Here is a 14,597-nt window from a genome sequence, read left to right as displayed (position 1 = left end):
AGTTCAATCCCGACGCGTTCCAGGCCGAGCAGCACTGGCTGGCGCCGAGCTACTACCAGCCGGAGAGCGGCCGGCTGATGACCTCGATCCATTCGTGGCTGCTGCGGACGGCCAAGTACACGATCCTAGTCGATTCCTGCAGCGGCAACCACAAGCCGCGGCCGGGCATGCCGCGCTTCGACATGCTCGACACCAAGTATCTCGATCGCCTGCGCGAGGCCGGCGTGCAGCCCGAGGAGATCGACTTCGTGATGTGCACGCATCTGCACGTCGATCACGTCGGCTGGAACACGCGGCTGGAGAACGGCAAGTGGGTGCCGACCTTTCCCAATGCCCGGTACGTGATGTCGCGCACCGATCACGAGCACTGGGCGGCGCTGGCGAAGAAGCCCGACACCGAGACCTACCAGGTCAACACCTACAACGATTCGGTGCTGCCCATCGTCGAGGCGAAGAAGGCAGAGTTCGTCACCGGCACACACGGCATGTGCGATTGTCTTACGCTCAAGCCGGCACCCGGCCACACGCCGGGCCAGATCCGCGTCGATCTGGAATCGCGCGGCAAGCGGGCGATCTTCGCCGGCGATGCTTTGCACAACCCGGTGCAGGTGCCGCTGTGGAAATGGAACAGCCGCTTCTGCGAGGATCTCGACCTCGCGCGCAAGAGTCGCCACACGCTGCTGGCCGACTGCGTCGAGCAGGGCGCGCTCCTGATGCCCGCCCATTTCGCACCGCCGCACGCCGCCTACGTCAAGGACAAGGGCGACCGCTTCGAGCTCGACTGGGATTGGGACAACACCCGCGGGCGGTGACTTTCCACCGATCTGTCCAAGAGCGAATTCCAACGTGATGGAAATCGTCTACCAAGTCGGAAAGACGCGCACGGCGGGTGGTGGCTCCAGCGGGGACACCCCCGTTCGGTTGTTTCAGTCCGCGGATGTGCTCTAGCCTGGATTTCCACGGAAGGAAGTCCGGCTCCGTGGAAACACAGGCTAGGCAGCGCGCGGCCGGATTGACTTCAGTTCGCGCGCGATCGCGCGCCGCCGTTCCATGAGCTCGAAATCGACCTGCAGGCCGATAAAGAAACCCTCGGAGACGCCGAGATAGCGGGCCAACCGCAGATCCGTGTCGGCGGAGATCGCCCGCTTGCCCAACACGATCTCGTTGATCCGCCGCGGCGGAACACCGAGCGCGCGCGCGACGCCGTTCTGCGTCAAGCCCATCGGCTTGATGAACTCCTCCAGGAGGATCTCTCCTGGGTGCGGATTACGGAGCAGCCCGCGCCTAGCGATGGTAGTCGACGATTTCGACATCGTTTGGTCCTCCGGCGGTCCACACGAAGCAGATTCGCCACTGGTCGTTGATCCTGATGCTGTGCTGTCCGGACCTGTCGCCGCGGAGCGTTTCCAAACGATTACCCGGCGGCACCCGCAAGTCATTCAGGTGATTAGATCGATTGAGCATACGCAGCTTGCGGAGCGCAGCGTCCTGGATGTCCGACGGCAGGCGACGACTTCTTTCGCCATGCCAGATTCGAGCAGTTTCCGTGTCTCGAAAGCCGAGGATCATACGGCCATAACGTATAACGTTATGCAAGCAGTCTCAAGAGGAGTCCAATCCCGTCCAGTGGGAGTACGGGACGGACCGAATGCGGCTCTTGTCAGCCGTGCGCCTCGACCAGGGTCTCGGCGTTCCTGACGCCGAGCAGAACCGTCGAAGCGTCGTCGGTCACCGGCTGCAGGAGCTGGGTGGCGGCCGCCAGGTCGCTGGCGCCGGCCCATTGCATGTCGTGCTCCTGCTGCTCCTCGACGTAGGCGAGGCTTACCGCGACCTTGCCCATCAAGGTGGTGATGTCCTTGCCGTCGGCGGAGTCCTGGGCGCCGCTCACGATGTTGACCAGCACCGAGCCCACGAACTGGCCGGCCGCGAGCGTCTGCTTGATCTGGCCCGTCCAGTAGGCGAGGCCCGCGGCGTCGGAGCCGCGGTTGAACAGATTGTCGTAGACGGTGTCGATGAAGGCCGAGATCTGCGCGTCGCTCGCGCCGAACGGGTCGGCAAGGAAGGGGTAGAGGCCCTGCGCCTCGGCGCTGATGCCGAAGGAGCTCGCGATGTTGGCGAACAGTGCCGCCGCGCCCTGCGTCGGCAGGTTCTGGTTGAACTGCCCGACCCAGAAATCGAATCCGCCAAAGTCGGCGGCCCGGCCGAAGAAGGCAGCGTAGGTCGCCGCAATCTGCTGCTCGGCCGACAGCGCCAGCAGGTCGAGCGTCGTCGTAGCGCCGATCGTGACCGGCACGACATGGATGGTGGCCTGGGCGTCCTGGAACTGTCCGTCGTGGCTCGCCCGGTAGGTGAAGCTGTCGACGCCTTCGAACCCGGGGAGGGGCGTGTAGGTGAAGCCGCCGTCGGCCGCGAGCTGCAGCGTGCCGTGCGGTGGGTTGCTGATCGTCGACGCCGTGAGCGGCGGGGTGCCTTCGTCGTTGAAGAGCACGCCGGTCGATGCCGCGACGGCCAGCGCGGTGCCCTCGAGCACGATATAGGCGTCGTCGTGGCCGGCCGGCGGCAGCACGACGGGCTCGTCGGCGCCGTTGATGGTGACCACGATGTTCTTGACCGTCCCGTCGAGCGCGTGCACGACAATGGTGTCGGTGAGCGACTGGCCGGCATCGAGGGCCTGGACGGCGGCGTTGGTGTTGTCGAGCGTGTAGGTCCAGCCTCCCGCTGCGGCCAGCATGAGACTGCCGTAGAGGCCGGCCAGCGTGCTGGCCTGGAAGCCCGCCTGTCCGACATCGGCATCGGAGATGGTGAGCGCGCCGGTCGCCGTCAGGACGCCGTCCTCACTTACCGTTCCGACCGAGGTGCCACCGATGGCCGCCGGATCGTTGACGCCGGTCACCGTCACGGTCGCCGACTGGGCCGCGGTTCCGCCCTTGCCGTCACTCACGTCGTAAGTCACGACGATCTGGCGTGGCGCTACAGCGGCGAGGTCCTGGAACGCCGCATTGCCGGTGTCGACCAGGAGGGAATTGCCGGATTGCGTCACGCCGGCGACCAGGCCTGTCAGGTTGACGACCTGCAGCGGATCGCCGTCGAGGTCGGACGCGCCGATCAGGAGATCGACGGTGGCGATGCCGGTGTCCTCGCTCGCCGAGGCCGTCACCGGACCGATGGTCGAGGGCAGCGTATTCGTGGGCTCGTTGCCGTCCGTGGTGCCGTTGATCGTGATGACGACGTTGGCGGCCGTGTTGTCGAAGGCGAGGACCTGTACAGTCTCCGTCAGCGTCTGGCCGGTCTTCAGCGCCTGCACAGCCGCGTTGCCATTGTCGAGTTCGTAGATCCACAGGCCGGCATTGGCGTCGACCAGGCTGAAGGTGCCGTACTTCAGGGCCGTCAGGCCCTGAGTCTGGAACCGCGCCTCGCTCGTGCCGGTGATCGTGTTGGCGTCGACATCGACGATGGAGAGGAAGCCGTAGGTGGAGGTCTCGCCATCCTCGGTGACCGCGCCGGTCGTCGTGCCGCCGATCATCGCCGCATCGTTGACGCCGGTCACCCAGATGGTCGCCTTCTGCGCCACCGAGCCGCCGCGCCCGTCGACCACGTCGTAGGTGACCGCGAAGCTGCGGCTACCGCCACCGTTGTAGCTTTCGTAGGCGACATCGCTGCGATCGACGTGCAGCGTGTTGCCGACCACGCTCATGCCCGCACCGAGCCCGCCGACGTTGGCGACGGAGAGCGTATCGCCGTCGCTGTCGCTGGCACCGGCAAGCAGGTCGACGATGGTGACGCCGCTACCCTCGTTGCCGACATTGACCAGCGCGCTGCCGACCTTGGGCGAGGCATCCGGTGCAGCGCCGGCAACCTGATCGAGGATCTGCTGGCAATCGAACGCGATGCCGCCGGCGAACTCGATCTTCTCCAGCCCGCGGGCGCCACCCAGGAAGTGATCGGTGACGCGAATCACCTCGCTGCCGGCGCTCACGCTGACCAGCAGGTCGTCGCCGTCACGGGTCAGCGTCACCTCGCCCTGGGCGACACCGAGCAGGCGCAGCGTATCGGTCTCGCCGAAGCCGATGTCCGTTATGGTGTCGCTGCCGTCGCCAAGCGTGTAGGTGTAGGTGTCGCCACCGGCGCCACCGACCAGCACGTCGTCGCCGCCACGGCCCCGGAAGAGATCGGCGCCGGCGCCGCCGATGACCTTGCTGCCCGTCGCATCCCCGTTGAAGTCGATCCAGAAGCTCGAGGCCGTGCCGGACCCGTCGGTCGCCAATTCGAAGATCTCGAAGTCGGTGAACTTCCAGCCGAGGAACGGGCCGGACCCGGTTTGACTGGCGAGATCGAGTACGTTGCCTGCCCCGGATGCGTTGAAGATCAGCCGGTCAACGCCGGCTCCGCCTTCGGCGACGTTCGCATTGCCGTTGGTCGAGGCGACGGCGAGCTTCAACGTGTCGTCGCCGCCGCCGAGATCGACCGAGAGGCTCCCGATTCGCACCTCGAGGTACTGGGCTGTGCCGTCGCCCTTGAAGACCAGGTCGCCGAAGCTGGTCGAGAAATCGTCGCCGACGACGAAGCGCTCGATGCTCGTGAAGGTGCTGTCGCGGAACATGCCGGCGTTGTTCGCCTGGTTCACGAGATCGAGCACGTTGCCCTTCTGGTCGTACTGGAAGACCAGCGTGTCGGTGCCGGTGCCGCCATCGATCTTGGCGCCCGTCAGTTGCGGATCGAACCCGGCAAAGGAGAAGAAGCCGATCGCGTCGTCGCCGCCCAGCGCGTTGATCACGTCGCCCGCGGTCTCGGTGATGGCATCGCCGATGATGTTGGCCGCGTCGCTGCCGGTGATCTGGTCGGCGTTCGGCGTTCCAATGATGTTCTCTACACTGGTGAGGTGCAGTTCGCCGCCGTACGGATTCTGGCCGGTGCCGGTGCCCAGATCGACGACGAGTTGCTGGACGAAAGGCGTCGGGAAGGAGATGCCGATAGAGGCCTTGAAGGACAGCGTGTCGGAACCGTTGCCGCCGTCGTAGGTGAGGTCACCAGCGTGGAACTTTACAACGAGGTCATTACCCTCTCCCATGACGGCGGTGTCATTGCCTGTCCCAGCAACGGTGCCGTTGGCGACTTCAGAGCCGGTGATGGTGCTGTCGCCCTCGCCCAGCCCGACCAGCATCTGATACGCGGAGGACGAGTCGGAGCCCGACATGATTGTGTAGAACTGGGCGGCGTCGATCGGGTCGAAGCCAGTGACTGTGATGACAACCTGCCCGGCATCATTGCGGAGAGTCAGGGAGGTGACCGATCCACCGGATACGACCACGCCACTTGGACCATCCTGATACGCCAGATTATCACCGCCGACCTCGAACCATACCGTGTGCGAGCCCTTGCGGGCGACGTACGTCTGCTTTGCCGGCGCTGTAACAGCAAAGCCAGGATTCTTCGACGTATCGGCTGCTTCTGCCTGAGGCTCATGGTCATAAATAATGCGAAATTTCTTTAGGAAGAGCCCAAAGGCAGCGCCAGCGGCGAAACCCGTGGCGAGGGTCTGGTCGTCTGTCGCTGCCATTGACGTCTCCTTGGAGCGGCGATCAATTCAGGGGCCCGCTGCGGGCTTTTGAAGCGAATCCATGGCGATATTGCGGTTGGTGTACCCAACCGACAAGCCGCGAAAGCGATTGATGTTGCAGGATAGCCGCTCAGTCCAAGCGGCGATTCTTCGATGCGCGGATGGCCAAGTACCAGCGCGGTCGGCCCGGAGCGCCCGGCGGACTTCTTTCCGCACCTCGACCAGATCACGTTTGCGTGCTCTCGGTCGAGCGGCTCACCGGCAAGGAGATCGTGCTGCCCGAGATTGCCGGCCGCTGGCGGGCCCTCGATCGCAGCAAGACGCCGACTGGCCGACCTCCGACTTCCGAGTAGCGGCAGACGCTCGCAACGGCGGGGGTCCCGGGCCTTGCCAATTAGATGATTAGCAAACTATCTTTCTCGGAATGCCGCCGCGCCCGAGCATCGATTTCGGCTTTCGCGTCGCCCGCATCGCGCGGCGCCTGCGCCAGGCGATCGACGCCGAACTGCGACTACTCGGCCTCACCGAAGCGACGTGGCGGCCGCTCGTTTACGTGCGCCGGATGGGCGACGGCGTGCGACAGAAGGAGCTGGCGACGGCGCTGTCGATCGAAGGCCCGTCGCTGGTCCGCCTGCTCGACAATCTCGAGCGTCGTGGCCTGATCGAGCGGCGCGAGGACGAGAGCGACCGCCGCGCGCGCGGCATCCATCTGACGCGGGCCGGCCGGGAACTGGCCAAGCGCGCCGCCAAGGTGGGGTACGAAATCCAGGCTCGGCTTCTGGCCAAGGTGCCGGCCGACGAGCTCGAGGCCTGCCAGCAGGTCTTTGGCATCATCGAACGGGAGCTCGAGGAGCGGACGGAAATCGCCGCGCCCGCCGCCGAATAGAGGGCTGCCGAAGAGGCCGCCGAGCAGCGGCCGCCGAGTAGAGGACCGCCGAGTGAATGGCCACCGAGTGAATTGAAGACGAGAGAAAAGGAGGAAGCGATGAACCGGATCCAAGTGAACGAGCCCAATCGCTGGCGCCTCGAGTCGCCGGGCGCGGCCGGCTGGCCGCGCAGCGCACGGCCCGATGCGGCCAAAAAGTACTTCATGGTGTCGGCCGACGGCCACGCCAACGAGCCGGCCAATCTGTGGGTCGAGCGCATCGACGCCAAGTACCGCGAGCGCCTGCCGCGGGTGATCACCGACAAGGACGGCGTGCAATGGCGCGTCAGCGAAGGCCATCGCCCCGACCGGCTACGCCTGTCGACGCTCGAAGGCGAGGACATGGCGCGCAACAAGGCCGGCGCCGACCCGCTCGGCCGGCTCGCCGACCATGATCTCGACGGCGTCGACGTCGAGCTGATCTTCCCCAACAAGGGGCTCGCGATGTGGGCGACGCCCGATCCCGAGTTCGCCATGGCGCAGTGCCGGGTGTGGAACGACTGGGCGTGGGAGCAGTTCGGCACGCACCAGGATCGCATGATCCCGGCCGGCGCCCTGGCCACCGCCGATCTCGAGGGCTCGATCGCCGAAGTGCAGCGCCTGGCCCGGCTCGGCTTCAAGTGCCTGACCCTGCCATGCAAGCCGATCTGGGGTGGCCCCGACGTCAACCAGGTGAACTACAACCTGCCGCACTTCGATCCGCTGTGGGCGGTGATCCAGGACGCCGGCCTGCCGATCACCTTCCACGTCTCGACCGGGCGCGACCCGCGCGCGGCGCGTGGTAACGGCGGTGCGGTGGTGAACTATGTCTCTCACTCGCTGTCGCCGACCATCGAGCCGGTCGCCAATCTCTGTGCCTCGGGCGTGCTCGAGCGTTTCCCGAAACTGCGCTTCGCCACCATCGAGGCCGGCATCGGCTGGGTGCCATGGCTGCTCGACGCCATGGACGAGGCCTACAAGAAGCACCATTTCTGGGTGCGGCCGAAGCTGAAGAACCTGCCGAGCGACTACTACCGGGCGCACGGCTTCTCGTCTTTCCAGGAGGACAAGGCCGGCCTCGATCTCGCCGAATCGCACGGGCTCGACGGCAACTTCATGTGGGCCAACGACTACCCGCACCATGAAGGCACCTGGCCGCATTCGGCCGAGGCGATCGAGCGCACGATGGGCCAGCTCTCCGACGGGGCGCGCGCCAAGGTGCTGGGTCTCAACTGCGCGCGGTTCCTCGGCATCGAGGTCCCGGCGCGCTACCGCGCCAACTGACGGAGCGTCCATGAGCAAGCGTACGCTTCGTGGCAAGGTGGCGATCGCCGGCATCGGCGAGACACCGTACTACAGGCACGGCAAGGCGCCGGTATCGGAGTTCAAGCTCGCCCTGCAGGCCATCCTGGCGGCCTGCGAGGATGCCGGTATCGATCCGCGCCGGATCGACGGCTTCGCCTCCTACTCCAACGACCGCAACGAGCCGTCGCGGCTTGCCGCGGCGCTCGGCATTCCGGCGCTGCGCTTCTCCAACATGAACTGGGGTGGCGGCGGTGGTGGCGGCTCCGCGGCTGTGGGCAACGCGGCAGCCGCGGTGGCCTGCGGCATGGCCGATTGCGTCGTCGTGTTCCGGGCCCTGGCGCAGGGCCAGTTCCAGCGCTTCGGCGCCGCGCCGCCGGGCGGCGTCGCGGTCGGCGAGGCGGCTCTCAACGCGCCTTATGGCGTGATGTCGCCGGCTCAGCGCTATGCCATGCGCGCCATGCGCTTCCTGCACGAGAACCACATCGCGCCGTCGGCACAGCGCGCGATCGCGCTCGCCTCGTACCATCACGCGCAGAGCAATCCGCGGGCGGTCATGCATGGCAGGCCGCTCACCGCAGAGGCTTACGATGCGTCGCGCTGGATCGTCGAGCCGTGGCGACTGTTCGATTGCTGCCAGGAGAACGACGGCGCCGCCGCGCTGATCGTCGTGCCCGCCGAGACTGCGCGCGATCATCGCCACAAGCCTGCCTACCTGCTGGGTTCGGCGCAGGGCTCGGAGTATCGCAACGGCGCGCGCGGCCATAACGCGCCGCTCTATGCGACCTCGAGCTTCACCACCGTTGCGCCGCAGCTCTACGACATGGCCGGCATCAAGCCGGCCGATGTCGACGTGGTGCAGAGCTACGAAAACTTCACCGGCGGCGTGCTGATGAGCCTGGTCGAGCACGGCTTCTTCACCGCCGAGCAGGCCAACGAATTCCTGACGCCGGAGAATCTGATGGCGCCCGGCGGCAAGCTGCCGCTCAACACGTCGGGCGGCAATCTGGCGGAGTGCTACATGCATGGCCTCGAGCTGCAGGTCGAGGCGGTGCGCCAGCTGCGCGGCCAGTCGACGGCGCAGGTGGCAGATGCGGAGGTATCGATGGTGATTTCCGGCCCGATGGTGACGCCGGTCTCGAGCATGATCCTGGGCACGGAGGCAGTCCTGTGAGCTACCTGCCGAGCGGATTGCCGATTCCCGTTCCGGAGAATGACGGGCTCGACAAGCCCTACTGGGACGCCACGCGCAAGGGCGAGCTCGTGGTGCAGCGCTGCAACGCCTGCGGCACCTTCCAGTGGGGCCCCGAATGGATCTGCCACAAGTGCCTGTCGTTCGACATGGGCTGGCACAAGGTGTCGGGCAAGGGCCGCATCTACAGCTGGGAGCGGCCCTGGCATCCGGTGCATCCGGCGCTCAAGGGCCACGGCCCCTACATCGTCGTGCTGGTCGAGCTGCCGGATGCCGGCAACGTCCGCATGCTGGGCAACTTGCTGGGCGATCCCAAGCAGGAGGTGAAGATCGGCAGTGAAGTGGAAGCCGTGTTCGAGCCGCACGACAACGCCAAGCCGCCCTTCACGCTGGTGCAGTGGAAGGCACTCTGAGGTCATCTTCTTCCGGACCGCGGGCATCTTGCCCGCCCATGCTCATGAGCGGGCAAGATGCCCGCGGTCCGGAAGAGCATGACTACTGCACCGTGATCTTCGCGCTCTCGACCACGCTCTTCCACTTGGGGATCTCGGCAGCGATCATGGCGGCGAACTCCTGCGGCGTGCTCGCCGTCGCGATGCAGCCGTAGCCCATGAACTTCTTCTGCAGCTCGGGATCGGCCAGGACCTGACGGATCGCTGCATTGAGCTTGTCGATCACCGGCGCCGGCGTGCCGGCGGGTGCCAGGATGCCGAACCAGACATTGACCTCGAAGCCGGGCAGCGACTCGCCGATCGTCGGCGCGCCCGGCATCAGTGGCGATGGCCTGGCCGTCGACACGCCGAGCAGCTTGAGCTTGCCGGCCCGCACCGCCGCATCCTGCGTGTCCGACGACGTGGTGAGCAGCATCTTCACCTCACCGTTCAGCACGCCCATGGTCGAAGGCGCCTGACCCTTGTAGGGCACGTGCGTGAGCTTGAGGCCGGCCTCCCTGGCGAACAGCTCGCTGGCGAGATGGCCGAAAGAACCGGCGCCTGCCGTGCCGTACTCGAGGCCGTTCGGTTGCGCCTTGGCGTAGGCGATCAGCTCCTTGACCGTGCTCGCCGGCACCGAGGGATGCACAACCAAGGTCATCGGCGCGATCGACACCAGGGAAACCGGTGCGAAATCCTTGATCGGATCGTAGCCGACATCCTTCTGGATCAGCGGCACGATGGCGCTTGGCCCGTTGTTGCCGAACACCAACGTGTAGCCGTCTGACGCGGCATGGGCGACCTGGGCGGTGCCGATGGCGCCTGCGGCGCCGGCCTTGTTATCGACCACGACCGGCTGGCCCAGCGCCTTCGACAGCGGCTCCTGCAGCGTGCGCGCCATGATGTCGGTCGTGCCCCCCGGGGCGTAGGGCACGACCAGCCGGATCGGCTTGTCCGGAAATTGGGCCAGCGCGGCACCCGGCAGCAGGCCGAGCGACAGGGCGAGGGCGGCGAGGCCCGTGCGACGTGTGATCATGTTTCCTCCTGATTGGTCATGGTTTTCCGGACCGCGGGCGTCCCGCCCGCTCATGCGCATCTTGCGGATGACTGCTGGCCGCCCGTGCCGCTGACGAGCGGGCGGACGAGGCGCACCTGCCGTCCAGAAGAGCATGAGCGGGCGGGACGCCCGCGGTCCGCAAGAGGGCTCATCCAGGACGCCGCGTCGCGCGCTCGCGGTAGCGTTCGCGCAGGTTCTCAAGATGGTCCGTCATGGCCGCCACGGCGGCGTCGGCATCGCGCCGGCTGAGCGCGTCGAGCAGGCGGCGGCGCGCTCTGATGGTGAGGTCGTTGCGCTCGCCGCCGGCAGCGTGTGCGAAGTCGCGCATCAGTTCCATCAGCGCGCCCATCAGCATGACCATCACGGCGTTCCGTGTGGTTCGCGCCAGCAGATTGTGGAACTCTATATGGACGTCGATCTTGTCGTCGTAGCGGCCGGCCGCCAGCAGCCGTTCGGCCTCGTCGACATTGGCGGTCAGCCGGGCAAGATCTTGGTCGGTGGCGCGCGTGCAGGCGATGCGCACCACGGTCGAGGCGAGCCATAGCCTCGCTTCGGTCAGCTCGTCGAGCGACACGCTGCCGAGCTGGTAGAGGTTGCGGAAGCTGTCGCTGATCAAATTGGGATCACCCTGGCCGATGAAGGCGCCGCCGCGCGCGCCGGCGTGCAGCGAGACCAGCCCGGTGCGCTCGAGATTGCGCAGCGCCTCGCGCACGGCGCCGCGACTGACGCCGAAGCTCTCGGCGAGCTCGCGCTCGGGCGGCAGCTTGTCGCCCGAGCGCAGCTCGCCCGAGGCGATACGTCCCTGGATCTGCGCCGACACCTGGTCGGAGAGACGATGGCGGCGAATCGGGTCGAAGCCGGGGCTCATGGCGCCGCACCGCCGGCGCTGAGAGCGGCCAGCGCGTTGGCGCCGATGCGCTCGAGATAAGCGGCCTCGCCGCCGGCCAGCCGCGCATGATCGGCGAGATAGGCATCGAACGACGTCTGGTCGCGGCTCGCCGCGATATAGGCGGCGAAATGCTTCTCGTCCTGGACATAGAGGCCGGGGCTGCAGCCGGGATGGGCACCGAACGGCGTCACCACCACCGCATGCACGAAAGCGGACGGAATCTTGGTGAGCCGCGCCGACTGGCGCACGGTGCTCGCCGGGACGATGCGGTCGACCGAGCAGATCACATGCTTCGCCGCCTGCGCCATCAGCAGATCGAAGTAGCCGGCACCGAAATACTGCACGTTGCCTTCCTCGTCGGCCTGCTGGCCGTGCAGCAGCACGATGTCGGGCCTGATTGCCGGCACCTCGAGCAGCGGCCGGCCGCCGTCCTGGATGCGCGCCTTGCGATAGCCCTGCGGATTGACTGTGGGCAGATCGGTGCCGAGGTCGGGAACCAGCCCGTAGGGCAGGTCGCAGGCCCCGGCGCGCAGGCCGCCGCCGATGCCCGGCCCGTCCATCTCAAGCACCTTGAGGGCGCCCGACTGGGCGGCGCGGCGGAAGTTGGGGGCGAGGCCGAGATGCTCGAAGCTGATGAAGACGCAAGCCGTCTCGCGCACGCACCCGGCGCCGATCAGCATGTCGGGCGCCACGCTGCCCGGCGCCGGGACCAGCTTGAGGTCGCGCGCGCCGCGGCGCACCAGGCCGCGGATCAGCGCCATCGGCTGGCCATGGAAGATCCAGCCGCCGATGCCCACGGTCATGCCGTCCTCGACGGCCGAGAGCGCGGAATCGAGATCGACGATCTTGCTCGACCTGGGTTTGCTGTGTTTCGTGGTCGCCATGGCGTCAACCCCGCAGCATGTGGCGGGCGATCACCAGACGCTGAATCTGGTTGGTGCCCTCGAAGATCTGGTTGATCTTGGCGTCGCGCATGTAGCGCTCGACCGGAAAATCGCGCATGTAGCCGGCGCCGCCGAAGATCTGCACGGCGTCGGTGGTGACCTTCATGGCGGTGTCGCTGGCGAAGCATTTCACCATCGACGCCTTGGCCGAGAAGCCTTCCCACTCCTCGCGGTCGGCCATGCGGGCGCAATCGTAGAGCATGCAGCGCGCCGCCTCGGTCTGCATCTGCATGTCGGCCAGCATGAACTGGATGCCCTGGAACTCGGCGATCGGCCGACCGAACTGGTTGCGCTGGCGGGCGTAGGCGGTGGCCTGGTCGATTGCACCCTGCGCCAGCCCGCACGAGATCGCGCCGATGGTCGGCCGGTTGAGATCGAGGATGCGCATGCAGGTCTTGAAGGCCTGGCCCTCGGGGCCGATCATGTTCTCGGCCGGCACGCGCAGGTTGTCGAAGAAGATCGGCACGTTGGGCACGCCGCGGATGCCCATCTTGCGGTCCTGCTTGCCGTAGGAGAATCCTCTGGTTCTGGTGTCGACGATGAAGGCCGAGATGCCGTTGGCGCCTTTGCCCTCGCTGGTGCGGGCGAACACCATGATGAAATGCGCCACCGAGCCGAAGGTAATGTAGATCTTGCCGCCGTTCAGCACCCAGCTGTCGCCGTCCTTCACGGCGCGCGTCTTCATCGACGAGACGTCCGAGCCGGTGCCGGGCTCGGTGATGGCGACGGCGCTGAGCGTGCGGCCCTTGGCCGACAACCCGAGATAGTGACGCTTCTGCTCCTCGCTGCCGAAGTTGAGGATAGGCAGGACGAGACCGAACGAGTTGTTGGCGGCGAGCAGGGCGGCCGATTCGGAGACCTTGGCGATCTCCTCCTTGACCAAGCAGACCGAGGTGAGGTCGCCGCCCGGCCCGCCATATTCCTGCGGCACCCAGAGCTGCAGCAGGCCCATATCGCCGAAGATCTCGACCAGCTCGTCGGGGAAACGGTTGTTCTCATCGATCTCCGAGGCGATCGGGGCGACGTGCTTCTCCACCATCTTGCGCACCTGGTCGCGCAGCAGAAGGTGATGTTCCTCGAAATGGTAGTTGTTCATCGGGCGGCCTCTCGCTCGGCCTTGGGCCAGGGGAACTTGGCGGCCAGCACACCGGTCGTATCGACGGCGTGGCGCAGCACGAACAGCTCTTCGGCATCCGGCGGGGTGGTGTGCGGGATCGTGTCGGGCACCACGAGATCGAAGCCGGTTTTGTCGCGCACTTCTTCGAGCGTCACGCCATCGTGCAGGGAGCGGATGCGCATCGCCTTGCTGACCGGCTCGAAGTCGAATACGCCGAGGGGCGTCACGGCGAAGCGCGGCCCGCCCTCGGGCAGGCCGAAATCGGTGCGCGAGGTGCCGCCCTGGAGATGGCCGGCGCCGCAGACGAAGTCGACCTTGGGCACGAAGGCGCCGCGGTCGTGGCGCGTCATCATGATGTAGAAGCGGCGCGACAGGCCGCACAGGGCGCTGATGCCGACGGTGCCGGGTCCGCGCAGGCGCGGCCTGGCGTGGTCGCCGACGCAGACCGTGTTGATGTTGCCGAAGCGGTCGGTCTGCAGGGCGCCCAGGATGGCGAAGTCGAAGAAGTGCACCTGCCAGTCGATGAAGTCGATCATCTGCGGCAGGTCCATGACCGCCTGGGCGACGGCGATGTTCTCGGCATCGGCCGCCGGCCGGATGATGCCCTCCGTCGGGTTGGTCATCCCGCCCGGCCCAGAGACCCACCACAGATGCGGCGCGTGGCGCTGGCGGGCGAGGTTGCACGCCGCAACCTGGATGTCGGAGTTGGTGCCGACGATGGCCTTCTCGCCATCGGCCATGTCGCGGGCCAGGAGCACGGCCAGCATCTCGCCCAACGCGAAGCCGGCAGCTGAGGCGGGCATTTTTCGTACCTTCCTGCTGGTTCATTGGTCGGGTCTTTTATTGGCCCGACCATTTAAAAGTCAACACATAGCCATGCGCACCGCGGGCGTCCCGCCCGCTCATGATTCTCAGCGAGCGGAACGATCCGGTCCAAGAAGACCCTGAGCGGGCGGGACGCCCGCGGTTCGGGAAGACCCTGAGCGGGCGGGACGCCCGCGGTCCGGGAAGACCCTGAGCGGGCGGGACGCCCGCGGTCCGGGAAGACCCTGAGCGGGCGGGACGCCCGCGAAAGAGGCCTAACGCCCCTTCCAGTTGGGCTTGCGCTTTTCGGCGAAGGCCTTCGGTCCTTCGACGGTGTCCTCGCTGCGCGTCATGGCGACGAAGGCCGGGTAGTGCAGATTGTGTGTCGCCACCTCGAGGG

General features: G+C 66.7%; 14 protein-coding genes. 6 read left to right on the top strand and 8 right to left on the bottom strand.

Annotated features, from left to right (window positions below; all coding sequences use genetic code 11):
* On the top strand, window positions 1-812 hold an 812-nt coding region (locus AB7O82_RS29990), incomplete at its 5' end, for an MBL fold metallo-hydrolase (protein WP_428620912.1).
* 180 nt (window positions 813-992) lie between these two features.
* On the opposite strand, the gene AB7O82_RS29985 is transcribed toward AB7O82_RS29990, so the two are convergent.
* The 3 genes from AB7O82_RS29985 to AB7O82_RS29975 form a co-directional block, all read right to left on the bottom strand.
* Complete coding sequence (locus tag AB7O82_RS29985; RefSeq protein WP_428549326.1) at window positions 993-1,313, bottom strand: HigA family addiction module antitoxin; 321 nt, start codon at window positions 1,311-1,313, stop codon at window positions 993-995.
* On the bottom strand, window positions 1,285-1,569 hold the full coding sequence (locus tag AB7O82_RS29980) for a type II toxin-antitoxin system RelE/ParE family toxin (RefSeq protein WP_428549324.1): 285 nt from the start codon (window positions 1,567-1,569) through the stop codon (window positions 1,285-1,287). Before AB7O82_RS29980 ends, AB7O82_RS29985 begins: the two co-directional genes overlap by 29 nt.
* A 91-nt stretch (window positions 1,570-1,660) precedes the next feature.
* Complete coding sequence (locus AB7O82_RS29975) at window positions 1,661-5,557, bottom strand: VCBS domain-containing protein (RefSeq protein WP_428549322.1); 3,897 nt, start codon at window positions 5,555-5,557, stop codon at window positions 1,661-1,663.
* 161 nt (window positions 5,558-5,718) lie between these two features.
* Between AB7O82_RS29975 and AB7O82_RS29970 the strand changes: the two genes are divergently transcribed.
* The 5 genes from AB7O82_RS29970 to AB7O82_RS29950 all read left to right on the top strand — a co-directional run bounded on the left by AB7O82_RS29970 (window position 5,719) and on the right by AB7O82_RS29950 (window position 9,368).
* Window positions 5,719-5,910, top strand: a complete 192-nt coding sequence (locus AB7O82_RS29970) for a hypothetical protein (RefSeq protein ID WP_428549320.1) — start codon at window positions 5,719-5,721, stop codon at window positions 5,908-5,910.
* Window positions 5,911-5,981: 71 nt separating this feature from the next.
* Window positions 5,982-6,443 carry a MarR family winged helix-turn-helix transcriptional regulator gene (locus tag AB7O82_RS29965; RefSeq protein WP_428549318.1) on the top strand — a complete coding sequence of 154 codons (462 nt, stop codon included), beginning with the start codon at window positions 5,982-5,984 and terminating at the stop codon, window positions 6,441-6,443.
* 99 nt (window positions 6,444-6,542) lie between these two features.
* Window positions 6,543-7,745, top strand: coding sequence for an amidohydrolase family protein (locus AB7O82_RS29960; RefSeq protein WP_428549316.1), 1,203 nt, complete (start codon window positions 6,543-6,545; stop codon window positions 7,743-7,745).
* 10 nt (window positions 7,746-7,755) lie between these two features.
* Window positions 7,756-8,937, top strand: coding sequence for a thiolase C-terminal domain-containing protein (locus AB7O82_RS29955; RefSeq protein ID WP_428549314.1), 1,182 nt, complete (start codon window positions 7,756-7,758; stop codon window positions 8,935-8,937).
* On the top strand, window positions 8,934-9,368 hold the full coding sequence (locus tag AB7O82_RS29950) for a Zn-ribbon domain-containing OB-fold protein (protein ID WP_428549312.1): 435 nt from the start codon (window positions 8,934-8,936) through the stop codon (window positions 9,366-9,368). Before AB7O82_RS29955 ends, AB7O82_RS29950 begins: the two co-directional genes overlap by 4 nt.
* A gap of 82 nt (window positions 9,369-9,450) precedes the next feature.
* Here the strand turns inward: AB7O82_RS29950 and AB7O82_RS29945 are convergent, their stop codons facing one another.
* The 5 genes from AB7O82_RS29945 to AB7O82_RS29925 all read right to left on the bottom strand — a co-directional run bounded on the left by AB7O82_RS29945 (window position 9,451) and on the right by AB7O82_RS29925 (window position 14,196).
* Window positions 9,451-10,422: a Bug family tripartite tricarboxylate transporter substrate binding protein gene (locus tag AB7O82_RS29945; RefSeq protein WP_428549310.1), complete on the bottom strand. Its 972-nt coding sequence runs from the start codon at window positions 10,420-10,422 to the stop codon at window positions 9,451-9,453.
* A 169-nt stretch (window positions 10,423-10,591) separates the two neighbouring features.
* Window positions 10,592-11,311 (bottom strand): FadR/GntR family transcriptional regulator, encoded by a 720-nt coding sequence (locus AB7O82_RS29940; protein WP_428549308.1) that lies wholly within the window; start codon window positions 11,309-11,311, stop codon window positions 10,592-10,594.
* Window positions 11,308-12,216 carry a CoA transferase subunit A gene (locus AB7O82_RS29935; protein WP_428549306.1) on the bottom strand — a complete coding sequence of 303 codons (909 nt, stop codon included), beginning with the start codon at window positions 12,214-12,216 and terminating at the stop codon, window positions 11,308-11,310. The genes AB7O82_RS29940 and AB7O82_RS29935 overlap by 4 nt, the downstream gene beginning before the upstream one ends.
* Window positions 12,217-12,220: 4 nt before the next feature.
* Window positions 12,221-13,372, bottom strand: a complete 1,152-nt coding sequence (locus AB7O82_RS29930) for an acyl-CoA dehydrogenase family protein (protein ID WP_428549304.1) — start codon at window positions 13,370-13,372, stop codon at window positions 12,221-12,223.
* Window positions 13,369-14,196: a CoA-transferase subunit beta gene (locus AB7O82_RS29925; protein WP_428549302.1), complete on the bottom strand. Its 828-nt coding sequence runs from the start codon at window positions 14,194-14,196 to the stop codon at window positions 13,369-13,371. The genes AB7O82_RS29930 and AB7O82_RS29925 overlap by 4 nt, the downstream gene beginning before the upstream one ends.
* Window positions 14,197-14,597: the final 401 nt, after the last annotated feature.

Source organism: Reyranella sp. (assembly GCF_050185545.1).
Classification (GTDB): Bacteria; Pseudomonadota; Alphaproteobacteria; order Reyranellales; family Reyranellaceae; genus Reyranella.
Note: the sequence above shows the minus strand (reverse complement) of the source record. Positions and strands in the feature narration are given on the sequence as shown.

Coding starts and splice junctions, on each gene's coding strand:
- AB7O82_RS29985 (WP_428549326.1), bottom strand. CDS start 1,313: ATGTCGAAATCGTCGACTACCATCGCTAGGCGCGGGCTGCTCCGTAAT.
- AB7O82_RS29980 (WP_428549324.1), bottom strand. CDS start 1,569: ATGATCCTCGGCTTTCGAGACACGGAAACTGCTCGAATCTGGCATGGC.
- AB7O82_RS29975 (WP_428549322.1), bottom strand. CDS start 5,557: ATGGCAGCGACAGACGACCAGACCCTCGCCACGGGTTTCGCCGCTGGC.
- AB7O82_RS29970 (WP_428549320.1), top strand. CDS start 5,719: ATGGCCAAGTACCAGCGCGGTCGGCCCGGAGCGCCCGGCGGACTTCTT.
- AB7O82_RS29965 (WP_428549318.1), top strand. CDS start 5,982: ATGCCGCCGCGCCCGAGCATCGATTTCGGCTTTCGCGTCGCCCGCATC.
- AB7O82_RS29960 (WP_428549316.1), top strand. CDS start 6,543: ATGAACCGGATCCAAGTGAACGAGCCCAATCGCTGGCGCCTCGAGTCG.
- AB7O82_RS29955 (WP_428549314.1), top strand. CDS start 7,756: ATGAGCAAGCGTACGCTTCGTGGCAAGGTGGCGATCGCCGGCATCGGC.
- AB7O82_RS29945 (WP_428549310.1), bottom strand. CDS start 10,422: ATGATCACACGTCGCACGGGCCTCGCCGCCCTCGCCCTGTCGCTCGGC.
- AB7O82_RS29940 (WP_428549308.1), bottom strand. CDS start 11,311: ATGAGCCCCGGCTTCGACCCGATTCGCCGCCATCGTCTCTCCGACCAG.
- AB7O82_RS29935 (WP_428549306.1), bottom strand. CDS start 12,216: ATGGCGACCACGAAACACAGCAAACCCAGGTCGAGCAAGATCGTCGAT.
- AB7O82_RS29930 (WP_428549304.1), bottom strand. CDS start 13,372: ATGAACAACTACCATTTCGAGGAACATCACCTTCTGCTGCGCGACCAG.
- AB7O82_RS29925 (WP_428549302.1), bottom strand. CDS start 14,196: ATGCCCGCCTCAGCTGCCGGCTTCGCGTTGGGCGAGATGCTGGCCGTG.